The organism is Pseudomonas sp. Ps21-P2 (assembly GCF_039672565.1).
GTDB lineage: Bacteria > Pseudomonadota > Gammaproteobacteria > Pseudomonadales > Pseudomonadaceae > Aquipseudomonas.
Genome location: NZ_JBDFPL010000010.1, coordinates 194,349 through 218,132, shown reverse-complemented (window position 1 = coordinate 218,132; position 23,784 = coordinate 194,349). Strand labels below are relative to the sequence as shown.

Here is a 23,784-nt window from a genome sequence, read left to right as displayed (position 1 = left end):
TGCAGACTACTTAGGGGTTACTTTGGTGTTACTGGGGGCTGAATTATTCAAGTCCTTTAGCGCTTCCGAATCATCGCCGCCCAGCCACACGTTCACGCTGGCAACGCTCTCTTGCGACAGCTTGCCGGCCCAACGATTCAGGATGAACAGATTGGTGATGAAGTCGTACTGAGATTTCAGCAGGTCGCTGCGCGCCTTGAACTCGTTCTGCACGGCGGTCAGGACGTCGACGGCGTTAACCACACCATAAGTGAACGCCTTCTGCGCCGCGATGCTCGACTGTTTGGCCGAGGACAGCGCGTTCTGGCCTGCGCGGATCTTGTCTACGGCAGATTGAGCAGTGAGATAGGCGTTAGTGGTTTCCTTCACCACTTGCCGGCGCACCCCCTCAAGGTCCTGCTCGGCCGCATATTGGTCGTCATACAGGCCGCGCACACGCGCAGAGGTCGAGCCGCCGCTGTAGATCGGCACTTTCAAGCCGATGGTTGCAACGTAACTGTCGCTTCGTGGGGTCAGCGTGTTGTCGTAACCGACGTCACTCTGTTGAGCGCCCAAGTTAAAACTAAGTGAAGGATAATGCCCGCCTTTGCCTTCACGCACCGCCGCATCGGCCGCCGCCAGGTTGCTTTCATAGGCTTTGAGCAAAGGGTTGCTGTCGAGCGCCTGGGCGATCCAGGCGTCCAGCGGCAACGTCGGCGCTTCAAGCGCGATGTCATTACGGATCCGGCTCAAGCGATCATTAATAGGGCGCCCGACAATTTCCGACAACCCTTCCCGTGAAAGACGCACCTGATTGCGCGCTTCGATTTCCTGGGCCAGCAATGAGTCGACCCGCGCCTTGAGATCCAGCATGTCCGTGATCTTGGCCATCTGCTTGGCATACATCGCGTTGACACGGTCAAGACTGCCCTGAGTGGCGCGCCGTTCGGCCACAACCAACTCCAGCGCATCGTCAGCGGCCAGGGCGGCGAAATAACGCTTGGCCAGATCCACCGTCGCTTCGGCCTGAGAGTCCTCGGACTGGGATGCCTTCTGCAACGTTACACTCTTGGCCTTCTGATACCGCTCCCACGCCTCCTTGTTATAGATGAACTGGCTAAGGTTCAGCCCATAGCTTTTGTTGTCGTAGATCTCTCGCGACTGTTCATCCTTGCGCAAAATCCGGTTGAAGTTGCTGTCCGCCGACACCTGGGGCAGCAGCCCGCCAAAGGCTTCGCGCTCCTGCTGTTTGGCAGACCGCGCATGTGCATAGGCCGAAAGGATGCGCGGATCTTCAAGCCGCGACTCTTTGTAGAGCGTCATCAGATCAAGCGAATAGGTCGAGGCACTAACCTGCTGCGGGGCTACAGGCTGTGCGGCATGAGCATTGAGTGCAAACAAACCAAACAGCAAACCGGGAAGAAAACGTACCACTGTCATTCCTCGATCATCGACTTGGCGAACATGTTGCGCGCAGGCTTAAGCAGGTACTGCAGCATCGTGCGGTCGCCCGCGTTGATCAGCACTTCCGCCGGCATACCCGGCTGCAGTTTGCGGTCGCCCAGGCGCTTCAGGCCGTCATCGGTGATTTTCACTCGCACCAGGTAGTAGCCCTCTCCGGTTTTCTCGTCGGTAAGACGGTCCGCCGAGATTCGCGTGACCTCCCCCTGAATGACCGGGGTGGTAGCGCTATTGAACGCGCTGAAGCGCACGTCCGTGAGTTTGCCAAGGGTGATGCGGTCGATGTCGTTCGTCGAGACGTGCGCCTCCACGACCAGGTCCGAAGACTCCGGCACGATGTCCAGCAACGGTGTTCCTGCGCTGACAACACCGCCGATGGTGTGCACTTTCATGTCCAGCACCATGCCGTCTTCCGGCGCGCGGATGACGATGCGCGACAGCCTGTCCTTGAGCGCGCTGGCCTTTTCCTGCAAGTCAAAGACCTGCGCCTGCACGTCGCTCAAGTCCTTGGCGACATCGGAGCTGAATTTCTGGTTGGTCTGGACAATCTGCATTTCGGTTTCGTTGATCTGCAGACGCGTCTTGGTGATGGTCGACTGGTGGTCAGCGACCTCAGACTTGAGCATATCCAGCTTGCGCTCCTGCTCCAGCAAACGCTGGTTATCGACGAAGCCCTGGCGCAGCAGATCCTTAAGCTCGGTGATCTCGCGGGTATAGGATTTCTCGAGATTGACCTTGGTGCCGATCATGTCGTTAAGGCCAATGATTTGCTGCTTCAACTGGCCTATGCGCTCTTGCTGCACCGAGATTTCGCCCAGGCGCGCGTCATGCCGGGACCTGAAGACCTGGGCTTCACCATCAATGGCTTCACGGGCGCGATCGCTTTCGACGCCATCGATTTTCAGTGCAGGGATGGCTGGCAAGTCGTCACGCTCGGCGCGAAGACGGGCCTCTTTGGCGCGAGCCGTAATGAGCTGGTTACGGGTGGATTCGTACTCTGAACTGAGCTGGCCATCGTCAAGGATGATCAACGGATCGCCCTTGTGCACGGTGTCGCCGTCACGGGCGCGCAGTTCTTTTACGATCCCGCCTTCCAGATGCTGAACGGTTTTGCGGTAGCTCTGCACGGTGACAACGCCGGTGCCGTAGACCGCGTTGCCCAGCGGAGCAAAAGCTGCCCACGTGCCGAACAAACCGAAGGTCACCAGGACAATGGTCATCCCGACCCGGCGGATGCCGCGGTCAGAAGTCGGCATATCATCAGACGGCTCGTCGAGCACGGTAATCGCGTTACTGGTCATTCATGAATTCCTTTCAGGCGCTGGGCTGAATTGCGCCGGTCGCAGCTGGAGCTGGAGCAACACGAGGCGGGGTTTGACCCTGCGTCTGGGCTTGAGCTTTGGCCTGTTGCTGAGCCAGTTCGGCGATCACTTGATCACGCGGGCCATACATCGTCATCGCGCCGCTGTTCAGGACCATGATCCGGTCCAGCCGCGAAAGGACATTGGGGCGGTGCGAAATAATGAACACCGTCGCGCCGGTCTCTTTCATCTTCTGCAGTGCCACGCCCAATGCACGCTCACCGACCTCATCAAGGTTGGAGTTGGGCTCATCCAGCACGATCAACCGAGGGTTGCCATATACCGCACGCGCCAGACCAATGCGCTGGCGCTGGCCGCCGGACAGGTTGACGCCTTCGCTGCCGATCACCGTGTCGTAGCCGTCCGGCAATTGCAGGATCATTTCATGGACGCCGGCAATGCGTGCCGCCAACACGGTTTTCTCGGGATCGACCTTGGTGAAGCGAGCGATGTTATCGCTGATGCTGCCTTCGAACAGCTCGATGTCCTGGGGAAGGTAGCCCAGGTGCGGACCCAGCTTTTGCTTGTCCCACGTACTGATGTCGGCGCCGTCGAGCCTGACCACACCGTGCTGCGGCGGCCAGATGCCGAGCAATGCACGGGCCAGCGTCGATTTGCCCGCCGCGCTTGGCCCGACAATACCGACGATGCTGCCGGCGGGTGTCACAAAACTGATGTTTCTGATCACCGCCGCTTTCGCACCGGGTGGTGCCACAACGAGGTTTTCGACTTGCAGATGGCCTTCCGGGTCCGGCAGAGACATACGCTCTGGCTCGGCGTTGAGCTTGTCCAGCGTGTCGTTCAGCCGCTGGTACTGCACGCGAGCCGCAACGAAGCCTTTCCAGCTGCCGATCATCAGATCGATAGGTGCAAGTGCGCGGCCCAGCAAAAGGGAGCCGGCCATCATCAATCCGGGGTTTATATCGTGAGTGACCACCAGGTACGCGCCCGCCGCCAGCATCATCGACTGCGCCCAGGCCCGGAATGTTTTGGAAATCGACGTGATGATGCCGCTCTTGTCGCTGGCGTCCGACTGCAGCACCAGGACGCGTCGCTGCCTGACCGCCCACTTGCCCATCAGCGTGTCGAGCATGCCCATCGACTCGATGACCTCGGCGTTGCGCAGGCTCTTGGTCGTGTGCAGGTTGGCGGAGAGGCTCTGCTTGTTGGCCTCTGCCAGCGCTTTGCCGGTGTAGCGGTGGTTGAGGTATGCCAGAAACACCAGCACAACGGCCGCGATCACGGTCATCCACCCGAACCATGGGTGAAACATGAACATCACAGCGGTGTAAGCCGGGAGCCACGGCGCATCGAAGAACGCAAACAGCCCGTTACCGGTCAAAAACTGCCTCAGGGAAGTAAGGTCATTGAGCGACTGTGCCGACGCATCCATGCCGCCGCTGCTCAACGCTTTCTTGAAGCTCGCCCGGTAGACATCACGGCTCAGCAGCACATCCAGACGGTTGCTGATGCGCACCATGATGCGCGATCGGACCCACTCGAGAGAGCCCAGCGTAATCATCAGGACGGTGAGAATAAGGGTGAGCATGATCAGGGTGGAGGTGCTGCTGCTCGGCACCACCCGACCCGAAATCTGAATCATGTAGAAGGTAGGGACCAGCATCAACGTGTTGACGAAAAAACTAAAGAACCCGACCGAGAGGAAGCTTGCGCGACAAGCCTTGAGGGCGGCCTGCAGGTTGTTTTCGTGTGAGCGACTCATAGAATCCATTACTGATGAGAAAAGGCTGCGAGCCAGGGAGTGTACCAGCGGAGGATCAGGCAGGCAGCATTAAAGGGCCAGCAGCCACCGAAGAGTTGAGCTTTCTAGATTAATTTTTCTTAATGTTTCCATACTGGACAACAGCCCCCATTCGGATGAAGTTCAAAAAAACCAATAAGTTCATAATCTCGATATTCAATCGGATAAAGTGCCACTGTCTAGCGCGAGTAATGTTGCAGGCATTGTGCGCGTCATGCCACTACCGTTGCTCGTTTTACAACACATCAGCGACGTTAAACCAGTGACCGTATTAGCCATCATTGCAGTGGCCTTGCAGTTACTCAGCCAGGCTGAGTGAGCAACCTTGAAGGCACCCGCAAGGATCTGTCACGACCCGATGGCGCAGCCCCAGGCCATTTGCGGACTCCTCGGGATCCAAAAAAAAAGAAGAGGCAGATAGAAGGCTAGCTTCAAACGCCCGCGCTAGAGCGGCTGACGTTTTATCGACCTTGCGGCAAAGCGGCCGATCGGCTGTCAGTACGCCCTTTCGAAACGACGAGACGAGCTCCTCGCCGACCCATCCCTCGAAGCGAATGGGGCATGAAACCGTGACCGAGATTGCCGGCGAAGCCGTGGTTCGCCCAAGGTTCGGGACAACAGGCGCGCTTCTGACAAACGGTAACCACAATCGAGTGAATCCATATCACTATGCCCACAGCCAACTCGCACTGGGAAAGGGGAATATTCCTACATTCTGAATTGACATTTCTGAGGGATCGATTAACCTCGGCCTTCGGCAGATGCCACCAGTGCGCCACTAAGTTGTGCAGTACGATTACAGCGTTGATGGATCAAATAATCGCTATCAGCTGCTGGTAACTCGGGATAAGAAGGAAGCTTATTGAGTGCAGTCGCAAACATTAGATGGCCTGAAAATTACGTCTCGCGTGACGCTCCTTGAGCCTGGGATGTACATTTTTCGTTATGCCTCACAGCCCATCGGCGAGCGAAGCGTCTGCATCGCGTTGCAACAGGCGCCTCTGGGCAAAGGCGTCATCGACTTCTTCCCTGCCGAAGGCGTCTCCAAGAACATGCTCACCCGACTGGGCGACTGCATTATCGGTCGTGTCAAAGGTGGCGTTTCAACCGTTCTGATCACTGAATATTATCTGGCTGATGTCGAAATCGACCCCGTCGACCTGCGTATAGATCGCATCGACACGTCTTCGGCGATCATGCGCAACTTCATGCCCGCTACCCCAGCACCAGAAGCCGTGGCTTTTTCCGCGACAGTCCCCGTGCGCGCCGTTCTGAAACTCATTGGCCATGTCGAAGGCAAAGGCGATGTTTCAGTAGCAGACGAATGCCTGGGAGATGAACTTGGCACCACTCGCCTGGAAGGTTTCTCTGTCCATTGGGACAACAAACCGACCGGGGTTGACCTTGCGTATACCAGCACTATTGCTGGAGCAGGCCCTAGCCAGAAAGTTCTCACCGGCAGCTTTACCGGCGCGCGCAATAAAGGCGCAGCACTCGTCGCCGTAGGTTTTGGCTTGACGGGGCCGGATCGCGCACTCTACGAATTGACGGGCTATGTGGTTTTTGCAGGCGCAGCGCCGCAAGCCATCGTTGCCGAACAAATGCTTTTTGGACCGAGCGGCAGTGAGCCGCTGGTTGCACTACAGCTTTCAATTACTCCCAAAACCGAGATCAACGCTCTCCGCCATAAGTCTCTCAGGGAAAAACCTGCGATTACGCAGACAGATAGCAACATAGGCCAATTGGCCTGAAACATCAGGAATATGACTCATGGCACTGCAATATGATGCTCCTACCACTGGCGCTGATTTCAAAGACGCTATCGTTGGCAACCCAGACATCTCGGCTGCTACCGCTGCCGCTATCAGCTCGCTGCTGGGTCTGGACAACGCCGGTTCGTCCGTAGTTCTGGCTGGCTGGGATGGCGTTGGCGCTATCACTGCTCCAGAAGGTCAGGCTGTTGACGTTCTGGCAATCAAAACCACCGGCGCTGCCGGCACCAACACTACTCTGGTTCTTCCAGACAGCGTTGCCGATGCAAAAGTCATCATCATTGACAGCGAAGCAAACGTCAGCCTGACCGTTACCGAGCAAGCTGCTCCTGCTGCTGAGGCACGTCTGTTCGCAGTTGAAGCTACTGCTGCAACCGAGCTGGTCATCAACGGCGGCAACGGCAGCGACAAACTGACTTACGCTGGTACTGCGAACGTCACCCTGGATGGCGGCGCGGGTAACGACGTTCTGATCACTGGTAGCGGCGACGACGTCGTCACCGGCGGCGCGGGCAACGATCACATCGAAACTGGCGCTGGCAACGACATCATCAACACTGGCGAAGGCAACGACGTTATTCTGGCTGGCGCAGGCCGTGACGTGATCAACGTATCCGGTGCAAGCACTGATTACACTGTTGACGTCACCGGCAGCTTCCTGAACCTGACCGGTACCAACAACGTCACCATCCAAGGCGGCGAGTTCGTCACTTTCACCGACAACCACACTCTGGCAATCGTTGAAACCGACGCTGAAGCAGCTGCTCTGCGCCTGTTCGATGGCCTGCTGGGCCGCGACGTCGACAACGCAAGTGCCGAGTTCTACAGCACCGCAGTTCAGAATGGCGCTTCGTTGAGCACCATCGCGAGCAGCTTCCTGGCTTCGAACGAGTACAAAGCTTCCGTCAACGACGGTTTCCTTGATCAGACTTACTCGCTGCTGCTGGGTCGCGTAGATGGCGCTGATGATGCTGCTCAGACCTACTGGCAGGATCAGTTGGCTTCGGGCAAAACTCAAGCCGAAGTGGCTGCAGCCATCAGCACCTCCGCTGAAGCTCAAGCTCACGCGCAGTCGAACGACGACTTCATCTCGTCGCTGTACTCCACTGCTCTGGGCCGTGCTGCAGACGCCGCTGACACCAGCTACTGGGTTGGCACTCTGATCGGCGGCAGCACTCGTGCTGACGTTGCAACTTCGATCTACTCTTCTGCTGAAGCGTCTCACCACGCCAACGCCGAGTTCATCGACTCGCTGTACAGCAACGCACTGGGCCGTGACAACGTTCCAGACACCGACGCTGGCAAGGCTGCTTGGATTGCCGCTGTCGACCAAGGCGCTGTGACTCAGGCTGACGCTGTTATCGGCATCGTCGGTTCGCCAGAAGGCGTTGAGCACAACTCCAACGTTGTAGTGGTACACGGCGCAGTCTAAACACTCGCACCGTTGCAACTTTGAATACCCTCAGCCGCAAGGCTGGGGGTACTCGGAAAAAGGGGCACCTTTGGGCGCCCCTCTTTATTTTTATGCGAACCCCCATGGCCCAGTCAGAACACAACGACCTTGAGCGTGGAACGCTCATGGAGCAATTTCACCATGCACGCCAGATTGGCGAACATGGGAGTGCCATGTTTTTAATTGATAAAGCGCTCCAGACACCCGAATACCGACCCGAAGCTCTGATCTGGAAGGGCATCGAGGCCCTGCAACAACAACGCTTGCACCACGCCTTCCTGTTCCTCGGTTCCGCTGCTCAGGCATTGCCGGGCCGCGCCGATGTGCGGGCGCTCGCTGGTCGCAGCGCCCTGGCACTTCAACAGCCAGAACTCGCAACTCGCTTGTTGGCCGCTGCATGGCAACAGATGCCTACGGACCCGGGCCTGCGAATCATGTTGTGGCACGCCCGCAGTCAAAGCATGCCACCTGCCAAACTGCGTCGATTGATCTTCACGCACTTACCTGAGATAGACGACGCTGCCGAACTGGGGCTGGTGCTGAAGATGCTGGCCGCCCAGCCCGACGCACCGGCCGAAGTCGGCGTTGCGCGTTTCGACCCGCAGAGCAATGAGGTCACAGGGTGGGCCGTGAGCCTGCGATCCCCTGCTTCGGTTGTTTCCATTCAGATCGAATCCGGGGGGCAGCGCATCACACACTTCGCTGACCTGCCGCACCCACTGCTCTTTAAAGCAGGCATTTGTGAAGCACACGGAGGTCTGCGCGTTCGAGTGGCCGACCCTGCACCAACGCTGCACGTCCGGTGCACCGACGGCACGCCCCTTATTGGCAGTCCACTTTCCAAACTCCCGCCTTTCAGTCCCCCTTCGCCAGTGGGCAAAAAAACCAGTCGCCTAGAGCCGGTCGACATTCTCGTCCCGGTGTACGACGGTTACGAAGAAACACTGGAGTGCATCAACAGCGTGTTGCGCAACCGAAGCCTGAATCGGACCGCGCATCGGCTGATCGTGCTCGACGATGCGACTCCGAACGCGGAGCTTCGCACAGCCCTGCAAAGGCTGGCCGATGATGGCCAGATTGAACATATCCAACATGCTTCCAATCTGGGCTTCATTCGCAACGTCAACCGCGGAATGGCACTGCACACCGAGCGCGATGTGGTGTGGCTCAATGCCGACACCCGCGTGCATGGCAACTGGCTGGATCGACTACGCGCCGTTGCCTACAGCGACAAGGACATCGCCTCAGTCACGCCTTTCACGAACAACGGTGAACTGATGAGCTTCCCGGTCAGCCGCGTCAGCCATAACATGCCCACCGCCGAACAACAGGCCGAGCTCGACCAACTGGCGCAGACTGCCAATGCGGCCGCTATGGAGATCGAAACAGGTTGCGGGTTTTGCCTTTATATAAAGCGCGATGCGATTACCGAGGTGGGTTACCTCGATGAGGTACACCTGCTGCGCGGCTATGGCGAAGAAACAGACTGGTGCTTGCGTGCTCGCTCACTGGGATGGCGCCACATGGGGGCACCCAATGTGTTCGTGGCCCATCAGGGAGGCATTTCTTTTGGCGAGGAAAAATCGCTGCGGGTGGCCCACAACAACGCCATCCTAAAACGACGCTATCCGAACGCATCCGACCGTTACCAGGCTTTCTGCCTGCGAGATCCGATCAAGCCGGCGCGCCAGGCGTTGCAACGCGCACGCCTCAGCCACCTTTCGGCGCACTTGGCGACATCTTCAGCCGAAAAAGTGCTGACCCTGAAGAGCTTGCACATTCACAGCGCTGACGTTGATGAACCCTTGAGCCTCACGTGGCGCCATCAGGGTTCACGCAGCGTGGCGACCCTGCGCGCAAAATGGGCCCCTCTGGATCTAACCCTGGAATACCAGCTACCGGAACATGCTGACCAACTGGCCACGGACCTCCGCGGCCTGGCGGTTGATGAAGTCGTATACCACCACCTGGCAGGCTGCCCTCCAGAACTGCTGACACTCGCGTCGCGGCTCGATAGGCCTTATCGCATCAGCTGCAGCGATGACGAGCTGCTGGCACGGCGCGAGGATCGTGAATGGACGAAATTTGCGCGCCAGGCACAGAGTGTCAGTCTGCCTTGGCAAGCCCTCCGCCAGCGCTACGCAGCGGCACTGCCGAATGCACGAATTGTGATCGACAAAAAAGCGAAGGTGGTACGTGCAAAAGGGCGACCACCGCAGACCCTGTTGATAGCAGATGACTTGCGCGGCGCGGAAATCGCAGGACGCTGGATCGACTTCGCCAGACGTGTGACTCGGGAAAACCTTCCCGTAGTCCTTCTCGCCGATGGCGACCACCCGTGGTTGAAAACCCTGATCGCCACTGGCGCGGTTCATGCATTGCCTGACGTGCAAGGTTTGGACAAGACCAACTGCCTATTGCTGGCGGGTTGCGAAGCAGCATTGAGCCTCAATGCCGCGCCCGGTGCAGGTTGGAACGCGCCGGCCCTTGCCTCAACCCTAGGACTGCCGTTGTATGCGATCACCAGCGCAGTAGCCAAAGAAGCTGGCGCGCTGCCGATGAACCACCTTCCCTTTTCACTGAGCCGGGCGTGATGTCAGAAGAAGTGCTAACGAAACCAACTGCCACTCGCCAAGCCAGTCAATCGTCCACAATGCGCGGCGCAACTACTGGCCTCTATGGCGATGTTCTGCAAGGTTGGGCGCTGGACGATGCACAGCCGGAGCAGCGCCTGGTCGTCGAAGTGATGGTCGATGGTGCCTGCGTAGCATTAACCCGCGCGGATCAGTTTCAACCGAACGCCGAGATCGGTGACCACTTCCATGGCTTTGCCGTACAACTGCGGCAGAGCTGGCTGGACGGGGCGAAACACATCAGCGCTCGCGTTGCAAATCAGGACTTTTCCCTCGCCGGCGATCTGCAAATGCCGACGCGGCCCAGTAAAGAGCCGGCCCCCGTGGCCTCGCGAGTCTGGCACAGCGGCGGACTGCGCCTGAACGGCTGGTCCTGGGACCCGGATGCGCCTTCGCGTCATGTTGAAGTAGTCGTTCGCGAGGGCGATCGAGTCGTGGGTCGTGCTTCCTGCAACATCCATCACCATGCGCTCGCTGAGCGACCGACCAGCGACCACGGCTTCAATCTCGACCTTCCGTGGGAACTGGCAGATGGTGAGGTCCATACCCTGCACGTTGAGAACGACCTCGGCCATCCTCTTTCAGGCAGCCCGATCAGAATGTGTTGCTGGCCCGAGGGTATTGAAGGGTTGCTGCGTCAACATGACGATCACGGCCCTGACGAACAGACCATGGCGCTGCTCACCCAGATCGCAAGGGAGCAATCACTCCACCTACCGAAAAGCGCCGGCTTCCATCATTACCCGCAATGGTTCGAGGTCTTTCAGCACACGCCTCCACGAAATGCGCGCCCCCTGAAAAACAAGATCGGTGTACTGCTGATCAGTGACGGCGACATGACGCTGGAGGGGCTCAGCCTCGCGAGTTTGCGCGCGCACAGCGCTGCGCCTCTGAAAGTCGCGAGGACGTCGGTGGATAACCTGCTACCAGAGGTGAAAGAGCTGCTGGAAACGGGTTGCGACTGCATCGTTCCCATAAGGGCAGGTGATCACTTCGCGCCTCGCGCATTGGACCATCTGGTTGGCATGCTCGACGAGGGCGTTGCATGGGGTTACGCCGACTGCGACCGCGACGGGCCGCAAGGTGAACGCACCCTCCCCTGGCTCAAACCCGTATGGGACGTAGACCTGTTCGTTGGCGCAGACATCTTTACCCCCGGCGCTATCTTTAGCGCAGACATCGTGCAGGCGGCACTTTCATTGCTGGCGCCTGCCAACGAATTGCACTCGCTGAACTGGGATTTCCTCATCGCAGGCATCGTACTCGCCACCGAGCGGCTTCAAGCCAGCGTGGTCCACTTGCCGCAGGTCGTCTACCACCGACACCACCAGTGCCCGGCCAGCCCTGAACTTGCGTGGCCGGCGATGGATCGGCATCAGGCGATCGGCTGGCTGTGCCAGAGCATGACACCGGGCACAACGGTCAGCGCGCTGCCGAACTACCCGGCATTGCTGCGCGCTCGCTGGCCCCTGCCGCTGACGCTGCCTCGCATCAGTCTCATCGTGCCGACGCGCGACCAGGTGGGACTGTTGCGAACGTGCATCGAAGGTCTGCTCAACAACACTGATTACCCGCAGCTGGAAATCATCGTTGTCGACAATCAGTCGAGCGACCCTGAAGCCCTGGAATACCTGCGTTACCTGCCAACCCAAGGCGTGAAAGTGCTTCCGCACCCGTTCCCGTTCAACTACTCGGCGATCAACAACCGCGCGGTGGAACAGGCGAGCGGGGAAATCATTGGCTTGGTCAACAACGATATCGAGATCATCGAAGCGGGCTGGTTGAAGGAAATGCTCAGCCAATTGCTGCGGGATAACGTCGGAGCAGTGGGCGCCAAGCTGCTATGGCCAAACCGGATGGTGCAGCATGGCGGCGTTGTCGTCGGTATCAATGGCCTGGCTGCCCATGCAGGCAATAATCTTGAAGAAAACGACGCGGGCTACCTGGCGACCAACCAGCTCACTCGGCGCCAAAGCGCTGTGACCGCGGCTTGCTTGTTGATGCGCAAGTCGCTTTTCGAAGACCTCAATGGCCTGGACGAAAAAGCATTCCCGGTGGCGTTTAACGATGTCGATCTTTGCCTTCGTATTCAGCAACAAGGGCTGAATCTAATCTGGACGGCCTTTGCAAAGTTGATTCACGCAGAATCGGCGAGCCGAGGGAAGGATCAGACCCCGGAGAAGCGAGCACGGGCCCATCGCGAGCAGCAGGGGTTTATCGAGAAATGGTCACTGCACGGACAGGTCGATCCTCATTATCATCCGGCGCTGAGTCATGATTATCTAAGCGGGGCTTATGGTGGCCTGGCTTTGCCAGCAAAAGATCTCAAAGCTCGAAAACCAGCTCGTTGAGCACCTCGTACTAAACCGATTTTTGACCTACTTGGCATCTTGTTTTTCAACAAGCTGCGACATAATGAGCAAATGATTGATGAAGAGTAAAAGCACAGTAAAAAAGGCTCAAAAGGCAGAAGTCATTAAAAACTTTTGTATCGTGGGAAACTGTGCCGGGAGGACAGCTTGGTTTGCTGAGCTACTTCACTCCAAAGCTACGCCATTGGGACAGCTCACTGACGTCACCTCAGATTTCGAGCATCTGCAGGATTTTGGTGCCAACGCCCACGGGTTAGATGCTAAGACAGATCTAGAACTTATATTCAAACGCAATAATGCGACTTTTGAGGCTTGGTACTGGCAACCCAAGATGATCGAGGAAGTAGTTAAGTCCTGGGAAGACTTGGGTAAACACACTCAGTTTGTCCTAGTTTACACTTCACCTGTGGAAACATTGAATGCCGTGACATCAGGCTCTGGGCAACTGATAGTCGATGTGGAGGGTACTCTTAAGAAATGGCGTCAGGATACTGAACAGTTGATGTTGTTATCTCAACGAATCCCGGACCGCTGTCTGATTGTCAGCGCGGATACGCCGCAAGCGATTCGAGCAGGCCTTGAAAATCTGAAAAACAAGCTGAAGCTTGTCCTCGAGCATTCTGTTCCATCTGAAAATCCTGTGTCGAATGAGGTGTCTGACAAGTTTGAAAGCTATATAGCCAATGAGTCCAGAATTGCACAGCTGCACAGTCAACTTTACCAAAGCGTGCTTCTGAATACCTCACCCTTAGGCTTGGATATGGTCGGAGTTGGGCATAATGATCGTGCAGCGAAGTCAGTAGACGACGAAGGATGCCCGTCGAAGGGAAGTTATGGCGACGACTACTCAGGCATCGGGGATGAATTGCTAGATTTACAAGAAGAGAATCGAGAGCTGACGCAAAAGCTACATATGATCCAGGAAGAACTTGAACAAAAGCTGGTATCAAATAAAGAATATCTTTCATTAATAACTGCCCAGCGTCTAGCCTTGGAAAAGGTATACAGTGCATTCCCTGATTACTGGAGTGTTGAAGCGATATCCACCAGCATATTGAAAGAGAGTGAGCCCAACAGCGTTGTCGAAATACGCCTCACTAATGCCGAAGTGAACTATAAGATAGTTGAAGGTATTACAATCAGGGTCTCGCTCAACCCAGATATGCCCAGCATTAGCGTTAAGCCGACTACTTTAGACTGGCTTAGCTGCATGAAGAACTCCGCGACTGAGTGGCTGACAATCGAGCCGCGTCAAGGCGCGCTTTACCAAGGGCCGAACGCAGTCATCAGTCGTTTGGGCCCAACGGATTGGTCGTCACTTTTAGAGCTGCTAAAAAAGCTAAAGTCTTATGTCAACTCAGGTGCGAACAAGCACCAATTTCCAACTAAGTTATCTCAGATCAGAAAAGCACTAAGCGCTCTCTACGAGACTCTAAACGCATGGCCTATGGTGCCTAGATACGACAAAATCACTCTAAAGGATACCCTTCAGCAGGGAGACTATCGCAGCTTGGGCATCTCGATATCCAACTTAACTATTGGCACATTCAGCTGGGGCAGGCTGTCTTATCGCCTGGCGACGCTAGACGACTCAGGGGTTACTTTTGGCACTAATCCCCGATTGGAATTTCCACAGGACTCGAAATCTGCACTGCAAAATTGGTTTGCAGAGACAGAGGACGCCAGAGGTCAGCGTTTGGAGTTGCGATTCGCAAAACCTGATGCGATGGATTTACAAGTGTGGAGCGCGCTAGCGGAAAACGACAAATTATTAATCGCGGGACTCATCAGCAGTCTCGGAAACCAGTTAAGTGATCTCGAGCACTCTAACGAGCTGGTTAAAACGGATTGGAACGAGTGGCAAATGTTGGCGAATTCTATCAAACAAATTGCCGCAAAGAAAATAACCGCCTGATAGGCCAACACCATGAATTCCAAAATGATTTATGTGCTCAATAAAGAACTTTTAATGCTGGTGCTGATTAAATGACAAGCGAATATATGACTTCCACCCTATCACAGGCGAACGCAGCTTTTCGAAACGGCGAATACGCGCGTGCGGTCTCATATTATGAGAAAGCTGTACAGGAAAATCCTGAGCTCGCTGAAGTCATTGACATCAATATCAGGATGGGACGTAAGCATTGGCTACGCAGCAACGACCCAGAAGGCACAGCGCAGTCAATATTCACCACCGGTTCTGAACAAGGTAGAACGGAAGAGCGCGCGGCCAACGATATTGGACCTCATTACACCTCCGAGGATCATGAATTGATCGCGCTGAGCGGTCTTTTCAGCCATAACTATTACTACGAAAACTATGAGGACGTAGCGGCATCAGCCGCAGACCCAATAGAACATTACTGTCAACACGGCTGGAAAGAGCACAGGAATCCTAATAAAGAATTTAACACACATTATTATTTAGGAACCAACGCGGACGTTGCACAAGCTGGAGTGAATCCATTTGCTCACTGGGTGCAATACGGGCAATTCGAGCTAAGAAAAATAAAAAAAGTTGAAGTCGATCCTTTATATGACCCTGGCGCTCATCAGCCGACAGTTATTTTTTTGAGCCATGAAGCATCTCAGACAGGCGCACCAGCGGTTTTGTTGTCTCTAATGCGTTGGGTGAAAAAAAATACTAGTATTAAATTTTCAATCATTATTGGTTCCCAAGGGGTCTGGAACAAGCGATTTGAGGAAATCGCCCCTTGTTTTTATTTAGACCACGCACACAAGAATGGCTTGACCGCAGAACTTCGGGACTTTTGCGGCAGCAACGTTCAGTCAATCTATGTCAACACAATCGCATCCGGCTCTTATGCAGAACATTTGAAATATCTAGGGGCTGAATTCATTACTCACGTTCACGAGATGGAGAACGTGTTTGAAGTTTTTGAAGCTCAATTCCTGTCCTTATCGAAAATATGCAATAAATACATTGCGGTTTCCCCAGGATCAGTGGAGTCACTTAGAAAAAGGAATGTAGACGACCGTGAGATTTCTTTTCTAAAGCCCTTCATTGAGCCTTTCGATTTCTATCGTTCAAAAAGGCATCTCAAAAGCAAAAAAACAATAATATTCGGCTGTGGCGCTGTGGAGAAAAGGAAGGGGTTTGATCTATTTTGTGAGACAGCACTGACCTTACTCCGGCGGGGTGTATCTGACTTCAAGATGATTTGGATCGGATCTGCCAGTGGTAAAGACCTTAATCCTGAAAGCGAAATTGAAAGCCGTCATTTAGCAGGTTTCGTGGAGTGGGTTGGGCCAAAAGAAAACCCGCGAGAATATTTTGCATCAGGCGATATTTTCCTACTTACTTCTCGGGAAGATCCTTACCCATTGGTATGCATGGAGGCTGCTGAAGCGGGTATGCCGATTGTGTGCTTTGGTAGCGAAGCAGGCGGGATGCATACCTTTGTAGAAGATGATGCTGGGATCGTCGTTAAATACCTAGATGTCGGAGACATGGCGTCCAGCGTGCTCGAATTAATCAAGGACATTGACAAAAGGTTGTCAATGGCCGAGCGCGCTCGAACAAAGGTTTCTGAACGTCATTATGTAGATAGCGTCGCGCCAAAGATCCTCGAACTTCTACCTGATGGAATCTACCATTCGGACTCGGATTACGAAGCTTTTATCAAAAAAATCGACGAATGCCGAGTCGTATCGTTCGACATATTTGATACGCTGGTAACAAGGCAGTTCCGTGATCCAGAAGTAATTTTTGACCTGATAGAATATCAGCTTACGGAACACGAGCCAGCAGCGCTGCCCTTACTGAAAGAGCGCATGGATACCGCAGGGATGGTACTGGGGCGCCATCTGGGGGAGAAGGATGATGTATCCATCGACTCTATTTACGAGCATATGTCCTTTTTCAACAATTCCGCCATCGAAAAGTCTGTCGAGCTCAGCGTCTGCGTTCCCCATTCCCTCGGAAAGAAACTGTATGACTACGCCAGAACGAAGGGAAAAACAATATACATCGCAAGTGACATGTACTTGGACCAACATACAATAGAAGCTATTTTACGGAACTGCGGCTATTCCCATTGGGACCATTTACTCCTGTCATCGACGCTAGGTAAGAAGAAAGAAACCGGCAAACTTTTCAATTCGCTAATTGATATCGCTGGCAGGTCAAACTATTCCCCAGCGGACATTTTCCATATCGGGGATAACTGGGAAGGTGATGTCCGCCAACCTAAGCTAGCAGGGTTTGACACAAAGAGGTTTTCGCCTATCGGAGAGCACTCCCGGAAAATCTTCAGACTGTCTCTCGATCAAAAAAAGAAGCTCTCTCAAAAGGGCAGAATCTGGGATAGCTACTGTGAACAGCAGAGCGATCTTTGGCACAAGGAAGCGCCAGGCATTTCATGCGACTTTTATACTCAGATCGGGTTCGAGATAACAGGGCCTTTGGCGGCCATGATGGCGATGTACGTAAGGTCGCAAGCTCAGGATGCAGGCATACACAAAATTGTATTCATGGCTCGAGATGGCCGAATCATAAAAAAAGCGTTCGACATACTTTACAAAGATCAGCTAGCGTCGGATGAAATCTCATCGTGCTATATGCATCTTTCTCGTGCGACGGTTATTCCCGCAACTTTTCAAAACCCACTATCATCCAACGACATAGCATTTATTCTTGATGGGCTCCATCTTCAAGAAAAAGACGTCTCGTATTTTCTGAAAAAATCAGGACTCAACCCGCACGATAGTGGAGTCAGAGCAATACTTCTGGATAGTTTTCAATCCGAAGATTACGTGCCTGGATGGCAGGATTACCATAGCCTAAGCCGTTTACTTACTCAGCTTTCAGGCCGCATCCACTCTGCAAACGTAAAAAATCGTGAAAACCTTGAATTATACCTTTCAGAAAATGGCATTCTGAACGAAAAATCCGTGCTGTTCGTAGATGTCGGGTGGCTATTAAATATTCAATCTCGGCTGGAATACTTCCTCGGAAAACTAGCCTCGAAAACAAACGTCAGGGGATGCTATGTTGGTTCTCGCGAAAGGGTGAGCAAGGGTGTAGTTCACTCTGGATTCTTGTTCGAACAGGGAGACCCTTATGTTTATGCTGACTTCATAGAAGCAAATACCACTCTTTTTGAAATTCTTTTTTCTGCACCAGAACCATCGGCCAGGGGAATACTAACAAACCCGGTTTCGGGTAGAGCCAATATATCATTCAAAAAGATTCCAAATCCTCTCTCGAATGAATTCGTCGTTGCCCAGAAAATTCATTTAGGGGCGGAGGCTTTCTTCGAAAGATTTGGCAAAGCTCGGTCCTCGTTCTTCCCTGAAATAATCTCTAGAGATTACTTTTTTCAACTTTTTCAATCCCTTGCACAATCAGAGAACTTGGTTGCCAAGGCTGCCCTGGGTAATTTCGAAGTTTCGCTCGGGGGGGATCATGAGTTTACAGTCAAACAGGAATTAATTAAAAATGATGACCCACATACAAGCTATTGCCTGAAGGAAAAAGCTGACTACTTCGACCCTGTCCATTTCAAAATTCCACTAAAAACCTGTAATGCTCTGATCTTTAGCTCGGCAGGCCTGGATAATGGGTCAACCCGTTACAGATCAATCCACCTGGCTGAATCCCTTGGGAGTATTGGAGTAGAGTGCACCGTTGCGCACGTCGCCTTGGATATCGGCGACGCGGCGCCATTGATAGATCGAACTGATGTCATTGTCTTTCAGCGATGCTTTATGGAGCAAGGGAACGTTGCCGAGTTTTTTGAATATGCTCGAATGAATGGCAAACGGTGCGTCGGAGAAATTGATGACTTAGTGTTCCCTAAGTTTGTAGCTACGATTGGTTCAGTGACAGGCGGCGAGTGGAATATCGATGAAGCAATGTTCGTTGCCAGTGCGTACGAAAACTTCATTAAGCTAATGGACGGATGCATTGTTTCTACCCCACTGCTAAGATCCCACATAGCATCGGAATATAAAATCCCTTGCGAAGTCTACCGCAACAAGGTTAAACCGTTCACTTCAACCGATGCTGTCCTCGCACCAGATTCTTTAAAACTCATCTACGCATCTGGAACGTTTTCTCATAAGGAAGACTTCGACATCATCGAAGAGACGCTGTTTAATTTTTGCCTGAAAAATGCAGACTGCAAGCTTTCAGTACTCGGTGCGGCACAAGTTTCTGAACGATTACTTGCACTCGCGAACGTATCAAGTTACCCCATATTAGATTATAACGGGATGCTAGGATTTATCTCCAAACATGACTTGCTGCTTGTCCCACTTGTCGACAACGTGTTCAACCGCGCAAAATCAAATGTGAAATTTATCGAAGCGGGTTCGGTAGGAGTTCCTGTTCTGGCATCGGAGGTAGGCGAGTTCAAGCTAAGCATCAAGCATAAGACTAATGGCTTCCTTGCGAAAAATCCGCGAGACTGGGCCGCAATTCTTGAGCAGCTTCGGCTGCAGCCCACACGCTTAAAGTCTGCGGGCACTCAGGCCCAGTTGACAGTTTTGAAACGCTACACCACTGCTCAATGTGAATTGAAAACGAAGTTCCTGTGCGGCAATTTAAAGCAACAAACCACTAAGACCACGCTTTCACGGGTTGAAATCTGATGCAAGTACTGATTGTAGGTGGGGCGGGGTATATCGGCTCCCACATGGTGCATACCCTTATACGATCCGGATACGAGGCTATCGTACTGGACGACCTCAGCGGGGGCCATGCAGATGCTGTAATAGGCGCTAAACTCTTCGTCGGTTGCTGTTCAGACAAAGCATTGCTTGAGCAATTATTTAAAGACCACGACTTCTGTGCCGTCATGCATTTTGCGTCATTCATTCAAGTTGGGGAGTCCTCAATAGATCCGGCAAAATACTATGCTAATAACTTCTGCAAAACGGCCAACTTGCTCAATACGATGATATCAGCAGGGGTTAGCAACTTTGTATTTTCGTCAACTGCGGCGGTTTATGGAAATCCCATATCCGCCATCATCCAAGAAGATCACCCGAAACATCCCATTAACCCTTACGGGCGCAGCAAATGGATGGTAGAGCAGTTGCTTGAGGACTACGATACTGCCTACCAGTTCAGATCAGTGTCGTTGCGTTATTTTAACGCTTCTGGCTGTGCACCCGACACTGGATTAGGGGAGCGCCATGACCCAGAAACTCACCTGATTCCGCTGGTCCTGCAAACCGCGTCGGGTAGAAAGAAAGCAATCTCTATCTTTGGTGACGACTACGAAACGCCAGACGGCACCTGTGTTCGAGATTACATTCACGTGCTAGATATATGCAGCGCTCATCTGCTGGCAATGCAATATCTGCTCGACGGTGGAAAAAGCGACCAATTCAACTTGGGAAATGGCTCGGGCTTTTCCGTAAAGCAGGTGATAAACAGCGCCAGGGAGCTAACGGGGCGCGAGATCCCCGTAGTCACCCTGGCGCGTAGGTTGGGTGATCCGGCGCGTTTGGTCGCTGACGCTTCTAAAGCCTCACAAATATTACGATGGCAGCCCGGCAGATCTGATCTGAACACGATTATTTCTGACGCTTGGAGCTGGGAAGTTGATCACTGCTGGTAATTGAAAATTCAGCCCGAGAGGATTGGTGTTAAGATTCTGACAGTAATGATATCTGATAACGGAGAGTTCCATGATAACTGGCTGGATAGAGAGAAATGAAGGCAGCAGATTTTTTGGCTGGTTTTCCTGCAGCGACGAGTTGCTTGTAAAGCACAAAGCCCTTCATATTTACTTTTCCGGCGAGCTAAGATGGATTAAAAAAATAATCATTAAACCAGCTGACAGGCCGGACTTAGCAACATACGCCAATGCCTTTCTGTTCGAATTCGATCTGAGCACGGAAGATTTTCATCAGGGGGCCTCTACCTGTTCAATAAATTTTAAGCTTTCGTGTTCAGATGTCAGCTACCCGCTCTTGGTAACTCCTCATTTAGTGTCGCAGTCTGTTGCGGTTGCGGATAGCCTTAAACAGGGACTCTCGTTTGGCCGAATCTCGTCTGACGGCGCCGCTATTATAGGTGCAGGAGGTAAGATTTTTCTTAGAGAAGGCACTAACAATGTTGAAGGACTTTACAATGGCGAAACCTTTATCGACAGCAGAGGGTGGTTGCAAATCTTTCAGTCAAGACACGCTCGCTCTATCAGCAGCGGCTATGACTATATCCAAATTATCATCCCTGAAAAATCCTCCGTAATGTATTGGAATGCTCCATTCCATGCAACAAAGGGATCTCAAGGCTTACAATCAATAGTGGATGGCGTACAAAATCTACCGGATATTCGTAGAAGCCTAATCTATAGCGCCGACTATATTCCGGATGAAGTCCACGCTGAATCTACTTTCAGGGCATTTGATACTCATATGTCGACGTATGGCAGCAAGCTTCTAATAGATGCTTTGCTCGACCGCCTAGCACCTCAATCCTACTCTGTATATCGGTTGGGCCCTGTTATGCACGGCGATGCTCCTGGTGATCTTGGCATTCGATTTTCCGAAGATGGTTACATCGTCGAACGCCCTCCACTGTACGAGAGTTTGCTGGATCAAAACGGCGACATTCTGACACCTGAGGCAATAGACGAGTTTGACCCATCAGAAGGCAATATTGGACTACGACGCATCTGGCGATGCAGTAATGCACCCATCCAGAAACGTGTCATTTGCTTCGGGGGGTCTTCGTTTGAGCGTGGAGAGGTCTCAACCACTCTTTCTTGGTGGTGCTCACGGCTTTTCGCTGAATTCCATTTCTATTGGGGTCCAGATTGTCTATCTGAGATTGTAGATAGCCTATCGCCAGATATCGTTATATGCCAAACAATTGAAAGGTTTCTGACTGTAGTGCCTAGGCAATAAACTAAAGTAGTCCGACATATAGGCTGGAAACTTCTCATTGACGTTGACCAGCCCCTTCGCGGGACATCTTCATATGTGATAAGCGCTATTCTGATTGTTCCTTTAAGGCTCCATTGCTTCGGATGTAAGGTTCGACCATGTTTGTATCGGGCAAGGTTCATCACGTGTTGCTGCAGCGTTTGCCTGAGGCCCGCGCTCAGCACCCCAAATCACTTTATTAGCGAACACCTGCCATTCCGGGCAACCTTCTGCTTTCCATGACCAACCTGCCCTTCGTGAGCGAACAACGCGTTTCCCTCGGCGAACCAAATCTGCGTACCGTTGCATTGGCAGCTTAGAGTGCGAACCGTTCTCTGGTACCCTTGCGCGCACGAACATCCCGGATTCCAGATAGGTCGCTTTCCCTGGCATGGTTTTCACCCTTGGCATGCCTACCTGCCATAGCGCAAAGCGGAGATGTCCAGTCTCTCCGCCTTATCATCAGTTAGCTGTCAGTTTGCATGAGGTTTACCAAGATGGATTTGATACCCGTAATTTTGTCAGGCGGCGTCGGCAGCCGGTTGTGGCCCGTTTCTCGCGAGGCCCATCCAAAGCCGTTCATGATGCTGCCAGACGGTCAGAACCTGATTCAGAAAACCTTCCTGCGCGCTTCTGCGCTGGCGGGTGTCTCCCAAGTCCTGACAGTGACCAACCGCGATCTGCTCTTCAAGACCGAGGATGAGTATCGCGCTGTGAACAAAAAAGGCCTGGCTCAAGCCTTCATCCTTGAGCCTTTCGGGCGTAACACCGCTGCAGCGGTCGCGATGGCCGCGCTGCAGATCAAGGAATTGCAAGGTCCAGACGCTCACATGCTGGTCCTGGCCGCCGATCACCTGATTCAAGACGAGAAAGCCTTTGCTGCCGCGGTTGATAACGCTGTGCGGCTTTCCGAAAAAGGCTGGCTCGTTACGTTTGGCATTCAGCCGCAGTACCCGGAAACAGGCTTTGGGTATATCGAGGCCGGTGAATCCACGGGTCAAGAAGGCGGCTTGAAAGTCGCGCGGTTCGTCGAGAAGCCCGATCTCAAGACCGCTGAATCCTATGTGGCGGCTGGTAACTATTACTGGAACTCGGGCATGTTCTGCTTCCAGGTCGGCACCGTGCTGGAAGAGTTCGCCACCCATGCTCCCGACGTGCTTGAAGCCGCTGCGGCGTCGATCGCATGCTCCCGTCTGACCGAGGGCACTGATTACCAATGCCTGTCGCTCGACGTCGACTCCTTCGCGAAGGTCCCGGACATCTCCATCGACTATGCCTTGATGGAGCGCTCCAACAAGGTTGCCACTGTTCCCTGTGACATTGGCTGGAGTGACATCGGTTCGTGGAACGCTGTGAGCGAACTGACCGCTCAGGACGATGACGGCAACCGGTTCGAAGGCGAAGTGTTGTCCCATGGCTCGCGTAACAACTATGTGAACAGCGAAGAGCGACTGACGGCACTGGTGGGTGTCGAGGATCTGCTGATCATTGATACGGCTGACGCACTGATGATTGCGCACAAGAACCACGCGCAGGACGTCAAACATATCGTCACGCAGCTGAAGAGCTCAGGGCACACGCTTCACCAGTTGCACCAGACCGTCCACCGCCCGTGGGGGACCTACACCACGCTGGAAAACGGTGAGCGCTTCAAGATCAAGCGCATCGTGGTCAAGCCTAAAGCGTCGCTGTCGTTGCAGATGCACCATCACCGCAGTGAACACTGGATTGTCGTCAGCGGTATGGCCGTTGTGGTCAACGATGATCAAGAGCTCATGCTCAATACCAACGAGTCGACCTTTATTCGTGCTGGTCACACGCACCGACTGACCAATCCGGGTGTCATAGACCTGGTGTTGATCGAGGTGCAGAGCGGCGACTATCTGGGCGAAGACGATATCGTGCGTTTCGAGGATGTCTACGGCCGCGCTGGTCAGTAAATCATCACCCTCCGCGAACGTTATAAACAAGGCGCCTGGCGATTGCCGGGCGCTCTGGCATGCGCTCGACCTCCGCGACACCTGCCTTTCTGCCAGGGGCGATCCCTCAAGACGGGATTACCAGTATTCCCACATTGCCCGGCCACTGCC

The 23,784-nt window shown here is 53.6% G+C and carries 12 protein-coding genes; 9 read left to right on the top strand and 3 right to left on the bottom strand.

Annotation, left to right across the window (positions count from 1 at the left end):
- Positions 1–6: 6 nt before the first annotated feature.
- The 3 genes from ABEH28_RS23900 to ABEH28_RS23890 are packed head-to-tail and all read right to left on the bottom strand — an operon-like array spanning position 7 to position 4,524.
- Positions 7–1,419 (bottom strand): TolC family outer membrane protein, encoded by a 1,413-nt coding sequence (locus ABEH28_RS23900; RefSeq protein ID WP_346631249.1) that lies wholly within the window; start codon positions 1,417–1,419, stop codon positions 7–9.
- Positions 1,416–2,741: an HlyD family type I secretion periplasmic adaptor subunit gene (locus tag ABEH28_RS23895; protein ID WP_346631248.1), complete on the bottom strand. Its 1,326-nt coding sequence runs from the start codon at positions 2,739–2,741 to the stop codon at positions 1,416–1,418. Before ABEH28_RS23895 ends, ABEH28_RS23900 begins: the two co-directional genes overlap by 4 nt.
- A 13-nt stretch (positions 2,742–2,754) precedes the next feature.
- Positions 2,755–4,524: a type I secretion system permease/ATPase gene (locus ABEH28_RS23890; RefSeq protein WP_346631247.1), complete on the bottom strand. Its 1,770-nt coding sequence runs from the start codon at positions 4,522–4,524 to the stop codon at positions 2,755–2,757.
- 968 nt (positions 4,525–5,492) lie between these two features.
- Between ABEH28_RS23890 and ABEH28_RS23885 the strand changes: the two genes are divergently transcribed.
- The 9 genes from ABEH28_RS23885 (at position 5,493) to ABEH28_RS23845 (ending at position 23,634) form a co-directional block, all read left to right on the top strand.
- Positions 5,493–6,314: a hypothetical protein gene (locus ABEH28_RS23885; RefSeq protein ID WP_346631277.1), complete on the top strand. Its 822-nt coding sequence runs from the start codon at positions 5,493–5,495 to the stop codon at positions 6,312–6,314.
- Between the two features lie 19 nt (positions 6,315–6,333).
- Positions 6,334–7,767, top strand: coding sequence for a DUF4214 domain-containing protein (locus ABEH28_RS23880; RefSeq protein ID WP_346631246.1), 1,434 nt, complete (start codon positions 6,334–6,336; stop codon positions 7,765–7,767).
- Between the two features lie 146 nt (positions 7,768–7,913).
- A complete protein-coding gene (locus ABEH28_RS23875; RefSeq protein ID WP_346631276.1) occupies positions 7,914–10,382 on the top strand; it encodes a glycosyltransferase family 2 protein in 2,469 nt (822 codons plus the stop codon).
- The gene (locus ABEH28_RS23870; RefSeq protein WP_346631245.1) at positions 10,382–12,772 is read left to right on the top strand and encodes a glycosyltransferase family 2 protein; all 2,391 of its coding nucleotides are present in this window, start codon (positions 10,382–10,384) and stop codon (positions 12,770–12,772) included. The genes ABEH28_RS23875 and ABEH28_RS23870 overlap by 1 nt, the downstream gene beginning before the upstream one ends.
- A gap of 79 nt (positions 12,773–12,851) precedes the next feature.
- Complete coding sequence (locus ABEH28_RS23865; protein WP_346631244.1) at positions 12,852–14,708, top strand: hypothetical protein; 1,857 nt, start codon at positions 12,852–12,854, stop codon at positions 14,706–14,708.
- Positions 14,709–14,779: 71 nt separating this feature from the next.
- Complete coding sequence (locus ABEH28_RS23860) at positions 14,780–19,408, top strand: glycosyltransferase (protein ID WP_346631243.1); 4,629 nt, start codon at positions 14,780–14,782, stop codon at positions 19,406–19,408.
- The gene (galE, locus tag ABEH28_RS23855; protein ID WP_192133595.1) at positions 19,408–20,382 is read left to right on the top strand and encodes a UDP-glucose 4-epimerase GalE; all 975 of its coding nucleotides are present in this window, start codon (positions 19,408–19,410) and stop codon (positions 20,380–20,382) included. Before ABEH28_RS23860 ends, galE begins: the two co-directional genes overlap by 1 nt.
- Before the next feature lie 70 nt (positions 20,383–20,452).
- Complete coding sequence (locus ABEH28_RS23850; protein WP_346631242.1) at positions 20,453–21,676, top strand: hypothetical protein; 1,224 nt, start codon at positions 20,453–20,455, stop codon at positions 21,674–21,676.
- A 515-nt stretch (positions 21,677–22,191) separates the two neighbouring features.
- Positions 22,192–23,634, top strand: coding sequence for a mannose-1-phosphate guanylyltransferase/mannose-6-phosphate isomerase (locus tag ABEH28_RS23845; protein WP_346631241.1), 1,443 nt, complete (start codon positions 22,192–22,194; stop codon positions 23,632–23,634).
- Positions 23,635–23,784 lie beyond the last annotated feature (150 nt).